This is a genomic window from Microbacterium sp. DMC48 (assembly GCF_056313825.1).
In genome coordinates, this window is the sequence record NZ_JBQUZN010000007.1 from 39,891 (window position 1) to 57,242 (window position 17,352).

Consider the following 17,352-nt stretch of genomic DNA (forward strand, 5'->3'; position numbering starts at 1 on the left):
CGCGGCGTGGGAGAATGGGGCACGGCGTGATCCACCCGAGGATGCCGCCGGAAGGACGAATCGTGCAGATCAGGAACTCCTCGGACTGGCGCGATGCCCTCCCCTTCGAGCTGCCGGTTTCCGCAGCGGAGGCCGTGCCCGGCGATGCCACGCGGTGCTCCGGCTGCGGTCCCACGAGCGAGCCGTGGCCGCGCGAGGCGCTGTGGGTGGTGAAGCACCGGCATCCGACCAACCCGGCCGGTTTCGTGCGCTTCTACTGCGCCGATCACAAGCCGGCCGCGAAGATGGCGCCGGCCGCCGCGGCGGCGCCCGAACGCGCTCGCCGCACGCGGGCTGCCGCCGGTTCTGCTGCGCCGCGCAAGGCACCCGCCCCGATCATCCCCGAGCGCGAGGCCGTACTCTGCCCCGACTGCTTCGTGCAGGTTCCCGCCACAGGAGTCTGTGGCATGTGCGGCGCTCGCGTCAGCTGACGCCTGGCGACCATCCCCTGCTTCGCCGTCGGAGCCGGCAACGCGTCGCCGGCGCCAGCCGCTAGCATCGCGGCATGGTCGTCCTGCACCGCCTCACCCCGGCCATGGATGGCGCGCGCAGAGCCGCCCTGCTGCCCGGGCGCGGATACACGGCGCAGGCGCCCCTGCTGTCCTGGAGCGGATTGCTGCTCGCCGAGGAGGGGTGGGACGTCTACGCCGTCGAGTGGACGGATGCCGCGGCCGAAGATCCGGCGGTGTGCCTCCACGGAGCCTGGGCAGAGGTGACGGCAGTGCTCGAGGGCGTCCCCGACCTCGTCGTCGCCAAGTCGCTCGGCACTTTCGCCGCGCCCCTGACGATCGCCGCCGGCATCCCGGGCATCTGGCTGACGCCGCTGGTGCGTCACGACGTCGTCGCGGATGCGCTGGGTGCGGCATCCGAGGATCATCTCGTCGTGGCGGGAACCGCGGATACCGCGTGGCGCCGAGACCTCATCGCCGGCACACGAGCTGCCGTCACCGAGATCGCCGACGCCGACCACGGCCTGCTGATCCCGGGCGATTGGCGTGCCTCGTACGCCGCTCATCAGGCGGTTTTCGGCCGCATCTCGGCCCACGTCGCCGCCCTACCGCCGACCTGAGCATCGACGGATGCCGCGGCCGCCTCAGACCGAGAAATACTTCGCTTCGGGGTGGTGGAAGACGAACGCGTCGGTGGACTGCTCGGGGTGCAGCTGCAGCTCGTCGCTGAGTTCGACGCCCATGCGCTCCGGACGCAGCAGTTCCACGACCTTGCGGCGATCCTCCATGTCGGGGCACGCCGGGTAGCCGAGCGAGAACCGCGCGCCGCGGTAGTCGAGCGCGAAGAGGCCGGCGGTGTCGGTGGGGTCCTCCGCGGCGAAGCCGAGCTCGGCGCGGATGCGGGCGTGCCAGAACTCGGCGAGCGCCTCGGTCAGCTGCATGACCAAGCCGTTGAGCTCGTAGTAGTCGCGATAGCGGTCTTCGGCGAACAGCTTCGCGGTCACGGCGTCGATCGCCCCGCCGGCGGTCACGAGCTGCACGGGCAGGACGTCGACCTGGCCCGACTCGCGCGCGCGCACGAAGTCAGCGAGGTTCAGGTGGCGGTCGCGCCGCTGCCGCGGGAAGTGGAAGCGCAGGCGGTCGGTTCCGAGTATGCCGCCCGAGCCGCCGTCGGGTGCGAGCAGCCCCGCTCTCCCCAGCACACCCGACGGGTCGTCGCCGTGGTGGAGCACCACGATGTCATCACCCTCCGACACGACGGGGAAATACCCGTAGGCAACCGAGGCGTCGAGCATGCGCTCGGCGAGGATCCGGTCGAGCCAGTACCGCAGCCGCGGGCGCCCCTCGGTCTCGACGAGCTGCTCGTACGACAGTGCGCCCTCGCCGCGTCCGGGCCTGAGCCCCCACTGCCCCATGAAGGTCGCCCGCTCGTCGAGGAACGCGGCGTAGTCGGCGAGCGCGATACCGCGGACGATGCGCGTGCCCCAGAAGGGCGGTGCGGGCACCGGGTTGTCAGATGCCACGTCCGACCGCGCCGGCATCGCCTCGGGCTCGGTGAGGGTCAGTCGTGACCCCGCGGCGTGGATGCGCTTCTTCAGCGGCGGCAGGCCGACGGCATCCGGAGCCTCGCCGCGCGCGACGCGCACGAGCGGCTCCATGAGGGCGAGCCCCTCGAACGCATCCTTCGCGTAGCGCACTTCGCCCTCGAACAGTTCGGCGAGGTCCTGCTCGACGTATGCGCGGGTGAGAGCCGCGCCGCCGAGGATCACCGGCCACCTCGTGCCGAGGCCTCGGGCCATGAGCTCCTCGAGGTTCTCCTTCATCACGACGGTGGACTTCACGAGCAGGCCGCTCATGCCGATGACGTCGGCGTCGTGCTCCTCGGCGGCGGCGATGATGTCGGCGATCGGCTGCTTGATGCCGAGGTTGATGACGGTGTAGCCGTTGTTGGTGAGGATGATGTCGACGAGGTTCTTGCCGATGTCGTGCACGTCGCCGCGCACGGTCGCCAGCACGATCGTGCCCTTGCCGGCCTCGTCGGTCTTCTCCATGTGCGGCTCGAGCAGGGCGACCGCGGTCTTCATGACCTCGGCGGACTGCAGCACGAACGGCAGCTGCATCTGCCCCGACCCGAACCGTTCGCCGACGACCTTCATGCCCTCCAGCAGGTGGTCGTTGATGATCTGCAGCGGCGTGAGGGCGGGCGCCTCCGGACCGCCCGCGCGCGCCAGATCGAGGTCGGCCTCGAGCCCTTTCAACTCGCCGTCGATGATGCGGCGCTCCAGCCGCGCGCCCACCGGCAGGGCGGCCAGCTCGGCGGCGCGCTGGTCGCGCAGGGCCGCGGTGTCGACCCCGGCGAACAGGTCGAGCATCGTCGCGAGCGGATCGTAGGTGAGGGTGCCGTCGGCATCCCATTCGCGCCGATCCCAGACGAGGTCCAGCGCGACCGCGCGCTGCTCGTCGGGGAGCGAGGCCAGCGGCACGATCTTCGCGGCGTCGATGATGCCGCTGGTCAGCCCCGCCTGCGTCGCCTCGTGCAGGAACACCGAGTTCAGCACAGAGCGGGCGGCGGGGTTGAGACCGAACGAGACGTTCGAGACGCCGAGCGTCGTGTTGATGCCGGGGTACTTCGCGACGAGGGCCCGGATCGCCTCGATCGTCTCGATGGCGTCGCGGCGGGTCTCCTCCTGACCGGTCGCGATGGGAAAGGTGAGGCAGTCGACGATGATGTCTTCGACCCGCATGCCCCACTCGCCGACGAGCTCGTCGACGAGGCGCGACGCGATGCGCAGCTTGTCTTCGGCCGTGCGCGCCTGACCCTGCTCGTCGATGGTCAGCGCGATCACGGCGGTGCCGTGCTCCTTGACGAGCGGCATGATGCGCCCGAAGCGGGATGCCGGGCCGTCGCCGTCCTCGTAGTTCACGGAATTGACGACGGGCCGGCCGCCGATCAGCTCGAGGCCCGCCTGGATGACGGCCGGCTCGGTCGAGTCGATCACGAGAGGAAGAGTGGATGCCGAGGCGAACCGCGACACGACCTCGCGGATGTCCGCAACGCCGTCGCGGCCGACGTAGTCGACGCACACGTCGAGCAGGTGCGCACCGACGCGGATCTGCCCGCGTGCGATCTCGACGCAGTCGTCCCACCGAGCCTCGAGCATCGCTTCGCGGAAAGCCTTCGACCCGTTCGCGTTGGTCCGCTCCCCGATCGCGAGGTAGCTGGCATCCTGCCGGAACGGCACGTGCTGATACAGCGACGCGACGCCGGGCTCCGTCTCGATCGCCGGTGTCAGCGAGACACCGTTCTCGCGCCGAGACACCGGTGCCCGGGCGGTGTCTCGGTGCCCGGGCGGTGTCTCGCGGTCAGGGCGGCGGGTCGCCACGGAGAGCCGGCCCACCCGCTCCACGACCGCGGCCAGGTGCTCGGGCGTGGTGCCGCAGCAGCCACCGATGAGGCCGATGCCGAACTCGCGGACGAACTGCTCGTGCGCGCTCGCGAGTTCCGCGGGCGTCAGGGGATAGTGGGCGCCGTCGGCGGTGAGCACCGGGAGCCCCGCGTTGGGCATGCACGCGATCGTCACCGACGAGTACTTCGACAGGTGGCGCAGGTGCTCGCTCATCTCGGCGGGGCCCGTCGCACAGTTCAGGCCGATCGCATCGACGCCGAGCGGCTCCAGTGCGGTGAGCGCCGCACCGATCTCCGAACCCATGAGCATGGTGCCGGTGGTCTCGACCGTCACCTCGACGAAGATCGGCAGACGGATGCCGCGGCCCACGATCGCCTGCTTGCAGCCGTTGATCGCCGCCTTCGTCTGCAGGAGGTCCTGGCTGGTCTCGACGAGGAAGGCATCGGCTCCCCCGTCGATGAGGCCCTCCGCCTGCAGCGCAAAGGTCTCCTTGAGGTGTGCGTAGGTCGTGTGCCCGAGGCTCGGCAGCTTCGTGCCCGGGCCCATCGACCCGAGCACCCAGCGCATGCGACCGTCGGCGCTCTCGGCAGCCTCGGCGCGTTCCCGCGCGATCCGCGCGCCGGCGGCAGCGAGCTCCGCGATGCGGTCGTCGATGCCGTAGTCGGACAGGTTCGACCAGTTCGCACCGAACGTGTTCGTCTCCACGGCATCCACGCCGACGGCGAAGTAGGCGTCGTGGATCTCGCCGACCACGTCGGGCCGCGTGACGTTGAGGATCTCGTTGCAGCCCTCGAGCCCCTGGAAGTCGGTGTCGACCTGCAACTCGTGGCGCTGCAGCATGGTTCCCATCGCACCGTCGGCGATGACCACCCGCTCCGACAGGGCGCCCAGCAGCGCCTGCGCGCGAGCGGTGCGGGGCACTCCGTCGATGTCGAGCGCGAAGCGGCCGGTGGGCGCGAGGGAGGCGGTCACCGCCCGATTGTCCCACGGCTGTCCGGCACCGGCGCGGCGCGGCAGGATAGGGGCATGAGTCTGCCCCGCGTCGCCGATCTCCTCGCCACGGCGCACGTCGTCTCGCTGCCCCTCGTCACACGCTTCCGTGGCGTCGAGCACCGCGAGGCGGTGCTGTTCGAAGGCCCCGAAGGCTGGACGGAGTTCTCACCGTTCCTCGAGTACGACGACGCGGAGGCCGCCGTCTGGCTGGCGGCCGCGATCGACTACGGCTGGCATCGCCAGCCCGCGCCGGTGCGCGATCGCGTGCCGGTGAACGCGACCGTGCCTGCCGTGGCCGCCGATGACGTGCCGAGTGTTCTCGCCCGCTTCGACGGGTGCCGCACGGCGAAGGTCAAGGTCGCAGAGACCGGACAGACGCTCGCCGACGATGTCGCGCGGGTCCGCGCGGTGCGGGCGGCCATGGGGCCCGAGGGTCGGGTGAGGATCGACGCGAACGGGGGCTGGAACGTCGATGAAGCCGAACACGCGGCCCACGCCTTGGCGGAGTTCGATCTTGAGTACCTCGAGCAGCCGTGCCCGTCCGTGGACGACCTCGCCGAGCTGCGCGAACGCCTCGCCGACTGGGACCTGCCCATCGCCGCCGACGAATCCGTACGCAAGGCCGCCGATCCGCTGGCCGTCGCGCGCGCCGGGGCAGCCGACCTCCTCGTCGTCAAGGCGCAGCCGCTCGGCGGCGTCGCCCGCGCCCTGTCGATCGTCGACGAGGCGGGGCTTGCCGCCGTGGTCTCCAGCGCCCTCGATACGAGCGTCGGACTCGCGATGGGGGCAGCCCTCGCCGCCGCCCTGCCGGATCTCCCCTACGACTGCGGCCTCGGCACGGCATCTCTGCTCGCGGCCGACGTCACGCGCGCGCCCCTGCGGCCCGTCGACGGCAGCCTGCCGGTCGGGCGGGTGACACCGGATGCCGCGCTTCTGGCCCGCCACGCGGCATCCGCCGACCGTCGCGCCTGGTGGCTCGAGCGGCTCGAGCGCTGCGCCGCACAGCTCTAGGAGGTCGAGGAGCCGCTAGGAGCGGAACGCGGCCGCGCCGCCGTCGGAGACGAGCGCCGGCACCAGGGCTTCGATCCGGCGACGCAGGTCGTCCGTGATGCTGTCGGAGGACTTGCCCTCCAGCGTCGCCGTCGTGCAGGTCTCGTTCGAGACATCGAGGAGCACGCGCGCCGCGTCGCGCACCGGCATCCGCAGGGTGAGACCGTAGGTCGCGACGATGTGCTGCAGAAAGCCCTCGATGCGTTCGAGCACGCGGCGCTGCAGGGTGAGGAAGGCCTCGGCCAGACGCTGGTCACGCAGAGCCTGCGCGCGGATCTCGGTCAGCAGGTGCGGATCCATCTCCTCGCCGAACGGGGCTCCGAGATGACCGACGAGATCGGAGATGTCGATCTGGCCATCCGCGGAGAGGCGCTGCACGCGACTCTCCACCGCGTCCAGCTTGGCGTCCGACAGTCGCGTGACGAGCGCCAGGAACAGCTCGTCCTTCGTCTCGAAGTTGGAGTAGAACGCGCCGCGCGTGAAGCCGGCCCGCTCGCAGATCGCCTCCACCGAAGCGGCATCCATGCCCACCTCCGAGAAGACCTCGTGAGCGGCATCCAGCAGTCGAGCGCGAGTCTGCTCCCGGCGCTGGCTGGGCGGGCGGGCGGCATCCGTGCGGTCGGCGATGTCGGTCACGGTCCCTCCCTCGACAACGGCGCCGCCGCCGTTGTCGCGTCTCAGTTCACATCGAGTGCTCAGGATTGCGCGAATCCCTGCTCTTAGGATACATCTGTGTATCGGATACAGCGGTGTATCGAACATTCCCTGTCCGTCACTGTCCCGAACGTCTGAACCGGAGCACCCCGTGTCCACACTTCTGTTTTCGCTCGGCCGCTGGTCGTACCGCCACTCCTGGCGCGTCCTCGTGTCGTGGCTGCTGCTGCTCGGCGTGATCGGCGGTGCCGTCGGGGTGGGTGTCGCCACGGGCGCCGTGAAGGGGTTCGACAACTCCTTCTCCATTCCGGGGACGGAGGGCCAGGAAGGCCTGGAGCTCCTCAACCGCACCTTCCCCCAGGCAGCCGGCACCAGCGCGCAGTACGTGATCGTGGCGGCGCCCGGTCAACACGTCGACGACGAGCCCTACAGCGGCCAGATCGCGACCGCCGTCACGGATCTCGGAAAGCTCGACGGGGTGCTGGCGGTCACCGATCCGTTCAACAAGAACGTGACCGGCATGGTCAGCGACGACGGCCAGGCCGCGCTCATCCGCCTGCAGTTCGAGGGCACCGTCACCAACGTCCCCGCCGCCACGAAGACCGCCTTGCAGGACATGGCCACGAGTCTCGGCGCAGCCCTCCCCGCGGGGTCGACGGTCGTGGTCGGTGGTGACCTGTTCTCGACCTCGCTGCCCAGCCTGTCGGTGACGGAGATCATCGGCGTGCTCGTGGCGCTGTTCGTCCTCATCGTCACGTTCCGATCCCTCGCCGTCGCCTGGTTCCCCCTCGTCAGCGCGATCATCGGCGTGATCCTCTCCGTCGTACTGATCTTCGCCTCGACGGCCTTTGCGACGGTCTCCTCCACCACTCCGATGCTCGCGATCATGCTCGGATTGGCCGTCGGCATCGACTACGCGCTGTTCATCGTGGCGCGACATCAGGACCAGGTGCGCGCCGGAATCGACCCGGAGGAGTCCGCCGCACGCGCGACCGGCACCGCCGGTTCCGCCGTCATGTTCGCCGGCGTCACGGTGCTGATCGCCCTCGTCGGTCTGGGTTTTGCCGGCATCCCCTTCCTCACCACGATGGGCCTGGCGGCCGCGGGCGCCGTCGCCGTCGCCGTCGCGGTCGCGGTCACCCTCACGCCCGCCCTCCTCGGCTTCGCCAAGGGCCGTGTCGCCGGGTGGCCGCGGGGTCTGGGGCGCGGCATCCCGCTCGGACGGAGTCGCCGCGCGGCGCGTACGCGCGAGGATGCCGAGGACAGCGCCGCACCGGTGGCCTCGGCAGCGCCGAAGAAGACGAACCCGTGGGTGGCGCTCGTCACCCGGCATCCGGTGGTCAGCGCCCTGTCGGTGATCGTGGTGCTCGGCGTCGCGGCGATTCCCGCATCGAGCCTGCAGCTCGCGCTGCCGAACGCCGGCATGCAGCCGCCGTCGAGCGAGGCGCGACAGGCCTACGACCTGACCGCCGAGCACTTCGGCCCGGGTGCCAACGGGCCGCTCATCCTCACCGGCACGATCGTCACCTCGACCGACCCGTTGACGCTCATGGCCGACCTGAAGGCCGACGTCGAGAAGATCCCGGGCGTGAAGACGGTCGCCCTCGCGACCCCGAACCAGACCGCCGACACCGGACTCGTCCAGATCGTGCCGACCACGGCACCGGATGCCCCGCAGACGGCCGACCTCGTGCGAGAGCTGCGTGCCCACCACGACGAATGGCTGCAGAAGTACGGCATCGACCTCAAGGTCACCGGCTTCACGGCGATCGCGATCGACATCTCCGACCGTCTGGGCGCCGCCCTGGTGCCGTTCGGCCTGTTCGTGGTCGGCCTGTCGTTCATCCTGCTGATGATCGTGTTCCGCTCGATCTGGGTGCCGCTGAAGGCGACCCTCGGCTACCTGCTGTCGATCCTCGCCGCCTTCGGCGCCGTCGCGGCGGTGTTCGAGTGGGGCTGGCTGGCCGACGCGCTGCACGTCACGCGGACCGGGCCGGTGATCAGCTTCATGCCGATCATCCTCATGGGCGTGCTGTTCGGGCTCGCCATGGACTACGAAGTGTTCCTCGTCTCGCGCATGCGTGAGGACTACGTGCACACCCGCCGCGCTCGCGGCGGACGAGCCGATCGGCAGACGGCCGTCGGCGCCGTGCGCAGCGGGTTCACGGCGTCGGCGCGCGTGGTGACGGCCGCCGCGGTCATCATGTTCGCGGTCTTCGCCGCCTTCATTCCCGAAGGCGATACGTCGATCAAACCGATCGCGCTCGGGCTCGCCGTCGGCATCGCCGTCGACGCCTTCCTGGTGCGCATGACGCTCGGGCCGGCCATCATGGCGCTGCTGGGCGAGAAGGCCTGGTGGATGCCGAGGTGGCTCGACCGCGCACTGCCGCACTTCGACATCGAGGGCGAGGCCGTCGAGCGCGAGCTCGCCCTGACCGCGTGGCCGGAGCCCGGCTACACCGGCGCGCTGGCAGCGGACGAGCTGTCCGTGCGCGTCGAGGGCGGCTCGGGCGTCGGTGACATCACGCTCTTCCACGCCGAGTCCATCCGGCTCGAGCAGGGCGGCACGCTCCTGGCGACCGCGGCCGACCCGCGCGCCGGTCGCGCCTTCGTCCTCACCGTCGCCGGTCGGGTCGATCCCAGCGAGGGGCGCCTGCGTGTCGCGGGCCACCTGCTGCCCGGACGCGGCGCCTGGGTGCGCGCGCACGTCGGCGTCGCGCTGCTCGACGGTGCCGCCGCGCCCCTCACGGAGCTGCGGCGAGCGCTCGCCGGCGGAACCACCATGGTCGCCATCGACGGTCTCGACACCCTGACCGGAGCCGATCGCGATCAGGCCGCCGCGCTGCTGCGCGATGCGCAGGAGCGCGCCGCAGCCCGCACCGCCCGTGGCGGCGCTCCGACCCATCCGCTCACCATCGTCGCCTCCGCCCGTCGCGAGGGCCCCGCCCTCGACGTGCTCGCCGACGCCCATCGCCAGAGCGTGACCGCACTGGCGCTCACCACCGGCACCGCCGACTCTCCCACGCAGGTGATCTCCGCATGACTCTCTCCCTCGAACGCGCCCGCTCCCGTCGCCCCGTCACCTGGCTCACCCTGCTCGGGGTGCTCCTGCTGCCCGTGCTGATCGGCGGCATCCTGCTCGCGGCGCTCTACAACCCCACCGAGCGTCTCGACAATGTCCGCGCCGCGATCGTCAACAACGACAAGCCGGTCACGATCAACGGGCAGACCGCGCCGTTGGGGCGCCAGCTCACCGCCGGCCTGGTGGAGGGCTCCCCCGATGTGCCCAGCAACCTCGACTGGGTGATCTCGAACACCGACGATGCGGCCACGGGCCTCGCCGACGGCAGCTATGACGCCGTGATCACGATTCCGGAGAACTTCTCCGCCGCGGCGACCTCGACCGCACCGGGCAAGACGCCCGAGAAGGCCACCATCCAGGTGCAGACCGCGCCGGACGGCCGCGTCGTCGACGCAGCGATCACCGCGACGATCACGCAGACGGCGGCATCCGTGTTCGGCAGCGCCGTCTCCGAGCAGTACCTGACGAATGTGCTCATGGGGTTCACGAACCTGCACGACCAGCTCGGCCAGGCCGCCAGCGGCGCCGACCAGCTCGCGAGCGGCGCGCAGCAGGCGGCCACCGGCGCCGCACAGCTGCCCGGCGGTGCCACCGCGCTCGCCTCGGGCGCGGGGCAGCTCGGCACCGGGGCGAGCGAGCTGTCGTCGGGGCTCGACAAGCTGACGACCGGCGCCAACGATTCCGCGGCGGGAGCCGGCCAGCTCGCCGATGGGCTGACACAGCTGTCCGCGCAGTTCACCTCCACGGCTCCGAACACTTTCGGCGGCACGGTGTCGACCACGGCGCAGTACGCGTCGGCGGCAGCGTCCGCGACCCAGAAGCTCGCGGGCACCTACCAGGAGCTGCTCGTCGCGAACCACTGCATCCCACCGCAGACGCCGACGACGCCGGAACAGGGTGCCGTCTGCGTCGCGCTGAGCTCATTGACCGACGGTGTCACGCAATCGGCAACCAACGCGGGCTACGCGGCGGGGTACGCGAACGGCCTGAAGAACGAAGCCGTCCCCGAGACGGTCAAGGGAGTGAACCAGCTCGCCGGCGGTGCGCAGTCCTTGCAGTCCGGCCTCAGCCAGCTCGCGGGCGGCATCGGCCAGGCGGCCACCGGCGCCACCGGACTGTCCACGGGCGCCTCGCAGCTCGCCGACGGCGCCACGCAGCTCGCCGACGGTGCGAGCCAGCTCAGCACCGGCGTGAACCAGCTCGCCGCCGGGTCCAGCTCGCTGGCGCAGGGTCTGGACTCGGCGGTGTCGCAGATCCCGACGTACTCGCAGCAGCAGGCCGATGCGACCGCCAAGGTCGTCGCGAACCCGGTGAGCGCGGACGGCATCGGCACCAACCTCTTCGGTGCCTCCGCGATCCCGCTCCTGGCGATGCTCGCGCTGTGGTTCGGAGGCCTCGGGTCGTTCATCGCGCTTCAGGCCGTGCCGCGGCACGCGCTGAGCTCGCGGCGGCCGTCAGTGCTCCTGGCGCTGCGCAGCCTCGCCCCGGCCGCCGGCATCGGAGCAGCCCAGGGCCTGCTCGTCGCGGGGGTCGCCCAGATCGCGGCGAACTACGACGCCGGCACCTGGTTCGCGTTCGCCGGCCTCGCCGTCGTCGCCGGTGTCTCGTTCGCGGCGGTCAACCAGGCGCTGGTCGCGGTCTTCGGGGGCGCCGGCCGCTGGATCTCGACGCTCGTCGGGGTGCTCGCGGTGGCGACCGGGATCGTTTCGACGATCCCCGGCGTGCTCGCCTCCATTGCGGGAGTCATGCCCACCGCCCCTGCCTACACCGCACTGCTGGCGGCGATCACTCCCGCCGGCGGCCTCGGTGCGGGACTCGCCGGCATGATCGCGTGGGCGGCACTGGCGTTCGTCGCCACGACGATCGCGGTGACCCGCCGCCGGACGGCGAACACCCGGGCGCTGTTCGCGGCATCCCCCGCCCTGGCCTGACCCCGCCCGCGCGCCACAAAACGGCTCGCGCTGCGACAACATCCGCAGCGCGAGCCGTTTTCTGCAGCTCACACCGGCCCGGCGACCGGGCGGACGTCTCCGTCCGGGCGCCCGCGGCGCGGGCTCAGTTGAGGCCGCTGTAGACGTGCAGGCCCTTGAAGAACAGGTTCACGATCGTGAAGTTGAACATCACCGCGGCGAAGCCGACGATGGACAGCCACGCCGAACGGGTGCCTCGCCAGCCGCGGGTCGCCCGCGCGTGGATGTAACCGGCGTAGAGCACCCAGATGACGAAGGTCCACACTTCCTTCGTGTCGAAGCCCCAGTAGCGTCCCCACGCGTCGTTGGCCCAGATCGATCCGGCGATGAGGGTAAAGGTCCAGAAGATGAAGCCGATGATCGTGAAGCGGTAGGCCAGCGCCTCCAGGACGTCGCCGGCCGGCAGCGTCCGCAGGAAGCGCAGGCCGCGGCGGCGCGGCGCGGCGGCGACGGCCTCGTCCGATGCGGACAACGCCGCGATCGCCAGCCGCTCCCGGCGTGTCTGCATCAGCTGCAGCACCGACAGCGCGAAGGCAAGCGCGAACAGGGCCGTCGCGAGTGACGCCACGAACACGTGGATCACGAGCCACACGCTCTTCAGCGGATCCGAGAGGGGAACGACCGCCGTGTAGAACCAGATCACGGTGCCGCCGAGCAGCACGACGACGAGCCCGGTGATGAAGGTGCCGAGGAAGCGCAGGTCGTACTTGAACAGCACGACCAGGTAGACGGCGACGATCAGCATCGTGCCGGTGAGGGCGAACTCGTACATGTTCGACCACGGCACGCGGCCCGAGGCGACGCCGCGCAGCACGTCGCCGGCGACGTGGAAGAGGAAGCCGAGCACCGTCAGCGACGTGCCGATGCGCGCCCACAGGTATCGCGTGCGACGAGCCAGCGGCGCCTCCAGCTCCGCCTTGGCCGCCTGCTGCTCGGCCCGCATCTCATCGAGAGACCCGCCGAGCGCGGTCGACCCGGATGCCGAGACGCCCGCGACCGCGCCGACCAGCTCGCGCTGCTTCGCGGCATCCTTCTGCTGGATGGCGATGTCGGAGCGGCGTCCGAGGTCGATCGCGTAGGCGATGAACGCGAGCGCGTAGATCGCGACCGCGGTCCAGACGAGGAGCCGGGAGATTTCGTCGAGAGGGAGGCCGTCGGGCATGACGATCAGTCTACGTCGGCGTGCTGTGGGCCGGACCGGTCACGACCGGCCGGGGCCGCCAGCCCGACCCTCGGATGCCGCGACCGCGTCGCCCGCCGACCCGGCCGTGCCCGCGGCGTCCATTGCCGTGCCGTGGTCGCGGACGAGGTCGGCGACGGCGACCGCGATCGCGGGGTCCTCGCCGCGGGCGAGACCGGCGTACTCGAGGTGCACCACACCGTCACCCGGTGTGGCCTTCACCCACATGCGCCGGCGCGGGATGAACAGCGCCGCGAGCAGTCCCGTCAGGGCGACGATCGCGAATCCGAGCACCCACGGCGCGCCGACGTCGCGGTGGATCGACAGCGACACGTAGCGCTTGACCTGCTCGCGGGCTCCACTGGCGGTCGCGTCGTCGAACGTGATCGTGCCGAGACCGTTCGGCAGATCGACGGTCTGCCCCGGTGCGAGCTCGAGCGAGGGGACGTCGATCTTGCGGCCCGTCAGCTGCGTCATGCCGCTGACATCCAGCGCGTAGACGTTGCGGGGCGTGCCGTCGTCGATGCCGAGGTCGCCCGTGTACACGTCGAGGGTGAGCACGGGGTTCGCCAGCGACGGATAGTACGACGTCAGCGCACCGGTGTCCATCTTGACCGCCGTCGGATAGAAGAACCCGACGAGACCGACCTGCTGCGACAGCCCGTCGGGAACCTTGATGACCCCGAGCGAGGTCATCGTCGCGCCCTGCGGCAGGAACTCGACGTCCTCGTGCAGCACGACGTCGCCCGCCGGGTTTCGCACCGTGATGGTCGGCGCGTAGCCGTTGCCCATGAGGTAGACGCGGTCGCCGGCCATGTCGATCGGGTGGTTGACCCGCACGGTCTGCTGCTGCGGGTCGTGTCCCGGCTCGCGGGTGGTGAGGTTCGCGGCGAAGTCCCCGGCCTGCCCCTGACCGGCCTGCCCGATGGGCACGTAATTCACGTCGAAGCTGTCGAGGGTGAGCGAATACGGCGGCAGCGCGTTCGTGTCGACGAAGCGACCGGGGTTGAACGAGGTGTAGCCGAGCCCGAGGGAGTTGACGAAGCTGTCGCCTTCGACGATGACGGTCTGGCCCGTATAGGTGAGCCCCCCGCCGACACCGACCGAGATGAGCACGCCGACGAGCGCGGCATGGAAGACGAGGTTGCCGGTCTCACGGGCGTAGCCGCGTTCGGCCGACACGGATGCCGTCGCGGGCCGCTTCGCCGTCGCGGCGGTGTCATAGCGCTCGACGCGGTAGCCGGCCTTGCGCAGCTGGGCCTGGGCGAGCTCGACCGCGGCGACGGCGGCCGCCTCGGCATCCTGCCCCGGAGCGACGATGCGCTCCGCCTCGGCGTGATCGTCCAGGCGCGAGAGGCGCGCGGGCGTGCGCGGCGGGCGGGCACGCAGCGCGTTGAAGTGGTGCTTGGTGCGCGGGATCACGCAGCCGATCAGCGAGATGAACAGCAGGATGTAGATCGCCGAGAACCACACCGACGAGTACACGTCGAACAGCTGCAGACCGTCGAGGATCGGGAACAGGCCCGGGTTGTCGGTCTTGTACTGCAGCACGCCGTTGGGGTCGGCGGTGCGCTGGGGCACGATCGAACCCGGAATCGCCGCGATCGCGAGCAGCAGCAGCAGCACGAGCGCCGTGCGCATGCTCGTCAGCTGCCGCCAGCCCCACCGCAGCCAGCCGATCAGGCCCAGCTGCGGCTGGGCGATGGCGGCGGCGGGCGTCGCGGCATCCGCGTGGTCGGCCGGACGCAGCGGATCGCTGGTGCCCGTGCCGTCAGAGCGGGAGTTCGACACCGCCGATCACCCCCGTGAGCTGCGACATCGCCGCGGTCCAGAGCCCGGTGACCATGAGCAGCCCGAGCACGATCAGAAGCACGCCGCCGATGATGTTGACGACGCGGATGTGGCGACGCAGGAACGCCACCGAGCGGGTCGCCCAGCCGAAGCCCACCGCGAGCAGCAGGAACGGGATGCCGAGTCCCAGCGAGTACGCGACGGCGAGCAGCACCGCGCGGGTCGGGTCGGCCTGGGTGAGGGAGATCGAGAGGATCGCCGCGTAGGTCGGGCCGATGCACGGCGCCCAGCCGATGCCCATCGCCACGCCCAGCAGCGGCGCGCCGACCAGTCCCAGACCGCTGCGCACCTGCGGCTTCATCGTGCGCTGCGCGAAGCCGAACAGCCCGAGGAAGACGAGGCCCATGATGATCACGACGACGCCCAGCACGCGCGTGAGCACCTCGCCGTACTGCAGGAAGAAGCGGCCGAGGGTTCCAGCGAGCACCCCCATCGCGACGAAGACGACCGTGAATCCGGCGATGAACAGCGCCACCCCCAGCAGCAACCGGCCGCGGCCGGTGCGCGTCGGACGACCGCTGCGGCTGCCGGCTCCCGCGGAGGCGCCGCCGAGGAACCCGAGGTAGCCGGGCACGAGCGGCAGCACGCACGGCGACAGGAACGACACGAGACCCGCGAGCATCGCGATGGGGATCGCGAGCCAGAGCGCGCCGCTGAAGACGACGTCGCTCACGTGGTCTCCGCGACGACGTCGTTGATGATCGTCTTGAGGATCGACTCGCTCTCGACGCGGCCGATGAATCGCGCCGCGACGCGGCCTTGCCGATCGAGCACGAGGGTGATCGGCACGGACTGCAGCGGGGTCCACGACGCGAACGCGAGCTTGAGGTCGGCGTCGTCCTTGGCGAGCAGCGACGGGTAGGTGATGTTGTACTTCTCGTCGAACGCCTTCGCGCCCTCGGGGCCGTCGTAGATGTTCACGCCGAGGAACTCGGCGCCAGCCGGCTGTACCGCCTGGTAGGTGCTCTCGAGCGTCGGCGCCTCCGCGCGGCAGGGGCCGCAGTTGGCGTACCAGAAGTTGAGGACCAGCACCTTGTCGGCGTAGTCGGCGTTCGTCACCGTGGCCCCGTCGACCGCGGTGCCGCTGAACGAGACCGCACCGCCGCGGTCGCCGGGCGCGATCTCCTGCACACTGCCGTCGCCGGAGATGTAGCCCTTGCCGTCGCCCTGCTTGTACTGGTTCGCGAGGTCGTCATTAGCGCTGCTGCATCCCGCCAAGCCCGCGCCGAGCGCCAGGGCGAGAAGGGATGCCGCCAGCCGCGCGGTCGTCCGATGCTTCATACCGCTCCCACATCCACCGCGTGAGCCGTCGTGGCCGGCTCGACGTAGTCGACTTCGCGCCAGCGGCCGCCGGCGCGTTCGAAACTCGTGATGCTCGACAGGGCGCAGCGGCGCTTGCGCGGATCGTGACGCAGCGGCTGAGCGGCCACCGAGAGATGCGTGACCCAGATCGGCAGCTGATGGGAGACGATGACGACGTCGCCACCGTCGGCGTCGTTCCAGGCTTCGCTCATCGCGGCATCCATGCGGGCGACGACCTGCGCATACGGCTCGCCCCAGCTGGGGATCTCGGGACGCGCGAGATACCGCCAGTTGAGGGGGTTGAGCACCGCGCGCGTCATGCGCTTGCCCTCGAAGACGTTGGTCGGCTCGATGACGCGCTCGTCGATGATCGGATCGAGCGCGAAGGCCTCGGCGAAAGGCTCCGCCGACTCCTGGGTGCGCTGCAGCGGCGAGGCGTAGAGGGCGCTCACCGGCCGGCCCGATCCCTGCAGGTGGGCGGCGGCGCTGCGAGCCATCTCACGCCCGGCGGCACTCAACCGGAAGTTCGGAAGTCGCCCATACAGCACCCGCCCGGGATTGTGGACCTCGCCGTGGCGCACGAGGTGGAGGCGGTCAGCGGGCACCCCGCCAGTCTACGCGGGGCACATCTGTGGCCGGGCTGAGAGCGGAACCGCCCCGGGGGCTCCGTGTCAGGCCGGGTCGCTGTCGGCCGATGCGCCGCGCAGCTGGCGCACGCGGTTCACGGTGAACCAGACGAGGGCCGTCGCCGCGACCGCGATCACCGCGTACTGCAGCACACCCGCGTACTCCTCGACGATGTGCCACTGATCGCCCAGCAGATAGCCGGAGAGGACGAAGACGGCGTTCCAGATGAACGATCCCGCCAAGGTCAGCAGGCCGAAGCGCCACAGCGGCATGCGCGTGACGCCCGCAGGGATCGAGATGAGGCTCCGGAAGATCGGCAGCATGCGCCCGAAGAAGACGGCCTTGCCCCCGTGCCGCTGGAACCAGGCGACGGTGCGGTCGACGTCCTCGACCTTGAGCAGCGGCATCCGTCGCACGAGCGCGCGGAGGCGATCGATGCCGAGCCACGCGCCCAGAGCGTAGAGCGCGAAGGCGCCCGCGACCGAGCCGGCGGTGGTCCACGCCAGCGCCTCGAACAGTGAGAACGAGCCGCGGGCGGCGGCCAGGCCCGCCATCGGCAGGATGACCTCGCTGGGCAGCGGCGGGAACAGGTTCTCGAGCGCGATCGCCAGCCCTGCGCCCGGCGCGCCGATGAGGTTCATGAGGCCGACGACGGCATCGACGAGCGCGGTGAGCCAGGAGCCGTCGGATGCCATCGCCATAGCTCGACGGTAGCGAGCAGTGGTGACCGTTGCCTGGACGGATGCCG

The 17,352-nt window shown here is 70.8% G+C and carries 13 protein-coding genes; 5 read left to right on the forward strand and 8 right to left on the reverse strand.

What is annotated here, in order from left to right:
- Window positions 1-62 precede the first annotated feature (62 nt).
- Both ACT53O_RS14675 and ACT53O_RS14680 read left to right on the forward strand, forming a co-directional pair.
- Window positions 63-470, forward strand: coding sequence for a glucose-6-phosphate dehydrogenase (locus tag ACT53O_RS14675; RefSeq protein WP_083867937.1), 408 nt, complete (start codon window positions 63-65; stop codon window positions 468-470).
- 74 nt (window positions 471-544) lie between these two features.
- Complete coding sequence (locus tag ACT53O_RS14680) at window positions 545-1,108, forward strand: hypothetical protein (protein WP_294945018.1); 564 nt, start codon at window positions 545-547, stop codon at window positions 1,106-1,108.
- A 24-nt stretch (window positions 1,109-1,132) separates the two neighbouring features.
- On the opposite strand, the gene metH is transcribed toward ACT53O_RS14680, so the two are convergent.
- Window positions 1,133-4,867, reverse strand: coding sequence for a methionine synthase (gene metH, locus ACT53O_RS14685; protein ID WP_476153239.1), 3,735 nt, complete (start codon window positions 4,865-4,867; stop codon window positions 1,133-1,135).
- Between the two features lie 54 nt (window positions 4,868-4,921).
- Between metH and ACT53O_RS14690 the strand changes: the two genes are divergently transcribed.
- Window positions 4,922-5,899: an o-succinylbenzoate synthase gene (locus ACT53O_RS14690; RefSeq protein ID WP_476153241.1), complete on the forward strand. Its 978-nt coding sequence runs from the start codon at window positions 4,922-4,924 to the stop codon at window positions 5,897-5,899.
- Window positions 5,900-5,914: 15 nt separating this feature from the next.
- Here the strand turns inward: ACT53O_RS14690 and ACT53O_RS14695 are convergent, their stop codons facing one another.
- On the reverse strand, window positions 5,915-6,574 hold the full coding sequence (locus ACT53O_RS14695) for a TetR/AcrR family transcriptional regulator (protein WP_036317438.1): 660 nt from the start codon (window positions 6,572-6,574) through the stop codon (window positions 5,915-5,917).
- Window positions 6,575-6,743: 169 nt separating this feature from the next.
- Between ACT53O_RS14695 and ACT53O_RS14700 the strand changes: the two genes are divergently transcribed.
- Both ACT53O_RS14700 and ACT53O_RS14705 read left to right on the forward strand, forming a co-directional pair.
- Window positions 6,744-9,635 carry an MMPL family transporter gene (locus tag ACT53O_RS14700; RefSeq protein WP_476153243.1) on the forward strand — a complete coding sequence of 964 codons (2,892 nt, stop codon included), beginning with the start codon at window positions 6,744-6,746 and terminating at the stop codon, window positions 9,633-9,635.
- On the forward strand, window positions 9,632-11,605 hold the full coding sequence (locus tag ACT53O_RS14705; RefSeq protein ID WP_476153245.1) for a YhgE/Pip family protein: 1,974 nt from the start codon (window positions 9,632-9,634) through the stop codon (window positions 11,603-11,605). Before ACT53O_RS14700 ends, ACT53O_RS14705 begins: the two co-directional genes overlap by 4 nt.
- Before the next feature lie 124 nt (window positions 11,606-11,729).
- Here ACT53O_RS14705 and ccsB read toward each other — a convergent pair whose 3' ends face one another.
- The 6 genes from ccsB to ACT53O_RS14735 all read right to left on the reverse strand — a co-directional run bounded on the left by ccsB (window position 11,730) and on the right by ACT53O_RS14735 (window position 17,305).
- The gene (gene ccsB / locus ACT53O_RS14710; protein ID WP_036317441.1) at window positions 11,730-12,806 is read right to left on the reverse strand and encodes a c-type cytochrome biogenesis protein CcsB; all 1,077 of its coding nucleotides are present in this window, start codon (window positions 12,804-12,806) and stop codon (window positions 11,730-11,732) included.
- A gap of 39 nt (window positions 12,807-12,845) precedes the next feature.
- On the reverse strand, window positions 12,846-14,615 hold the full coding sequence (gene resB, locus ACT53O_RS14715; RefSeq protein ID WP_347417705.1) for a cytochrome c biogenesis protein ResB: 1,770 nt from the start codon (window positions 14,613-14,615) through the stop codon (window positions 12,846-12,848).
- The gene (locus ACT53O_RS14720) at window positions 14,596-15,348 is read right to left on the reverse strand and encodes a cytochrome c biogenesis CcdA family protein (RefSeq protein WP_347417706.1); all 753 of its coding nucleotides are present in this window, start codon (window positions 15,346-15,348) and stop codon (window positions 14,596-14,598) included. The genes resB and ACT53O_RS14720 overlap by 20 nt, the downstream gene beginning before the upstream one ends.
- A complete protein-coding gene (locus ACT53O_RS14725; protein ID WP_036317445.1) occupies window positions 15,345-15,956 on the reverse strand; it encodes a TlpA family protein disulfide reductase in 612 nt (203 codons plus the stop codon). Before ACT53O_RS14725 ends, ACT53O_RS14720 begins: the two co-directional genes overlap by 4 nt.
- Window positions 15,953-16,582 carry a histidine phosphatase family protein gene (locus tag ACT53O_RS14730; RefSeq protein WP_135949872.1) on the reverse strand — a complete coding sequence of 210 codons (630 nt, stop codon included), beginning with the start codon at window positions 16,580-16,582 and terminating at the stop codon, window positions 15,953-15,955. Before ACT53O_RS14730 ends, ACT53O_RS14725 begins: the two co-directional genes overlap by 4 nt.
- A 66-nt stretch (window positions 16,583-16,648) precedes the next feature.
- Window positions 16,649-17,305 carry a DedA family protein gene (locus tag ACT53O_RS14735; protein ID WP_039416486.1) on the reverse strand — a complete coding sequence of 219 codons (657 nt, stop codon included), beginning with the start codon at window positions 17,303-17,305 and terminating at the stop codon, window positions 16,649-16,651.
- Window positions 17,306-17,352: the final 47 nt, after the last annotated feature.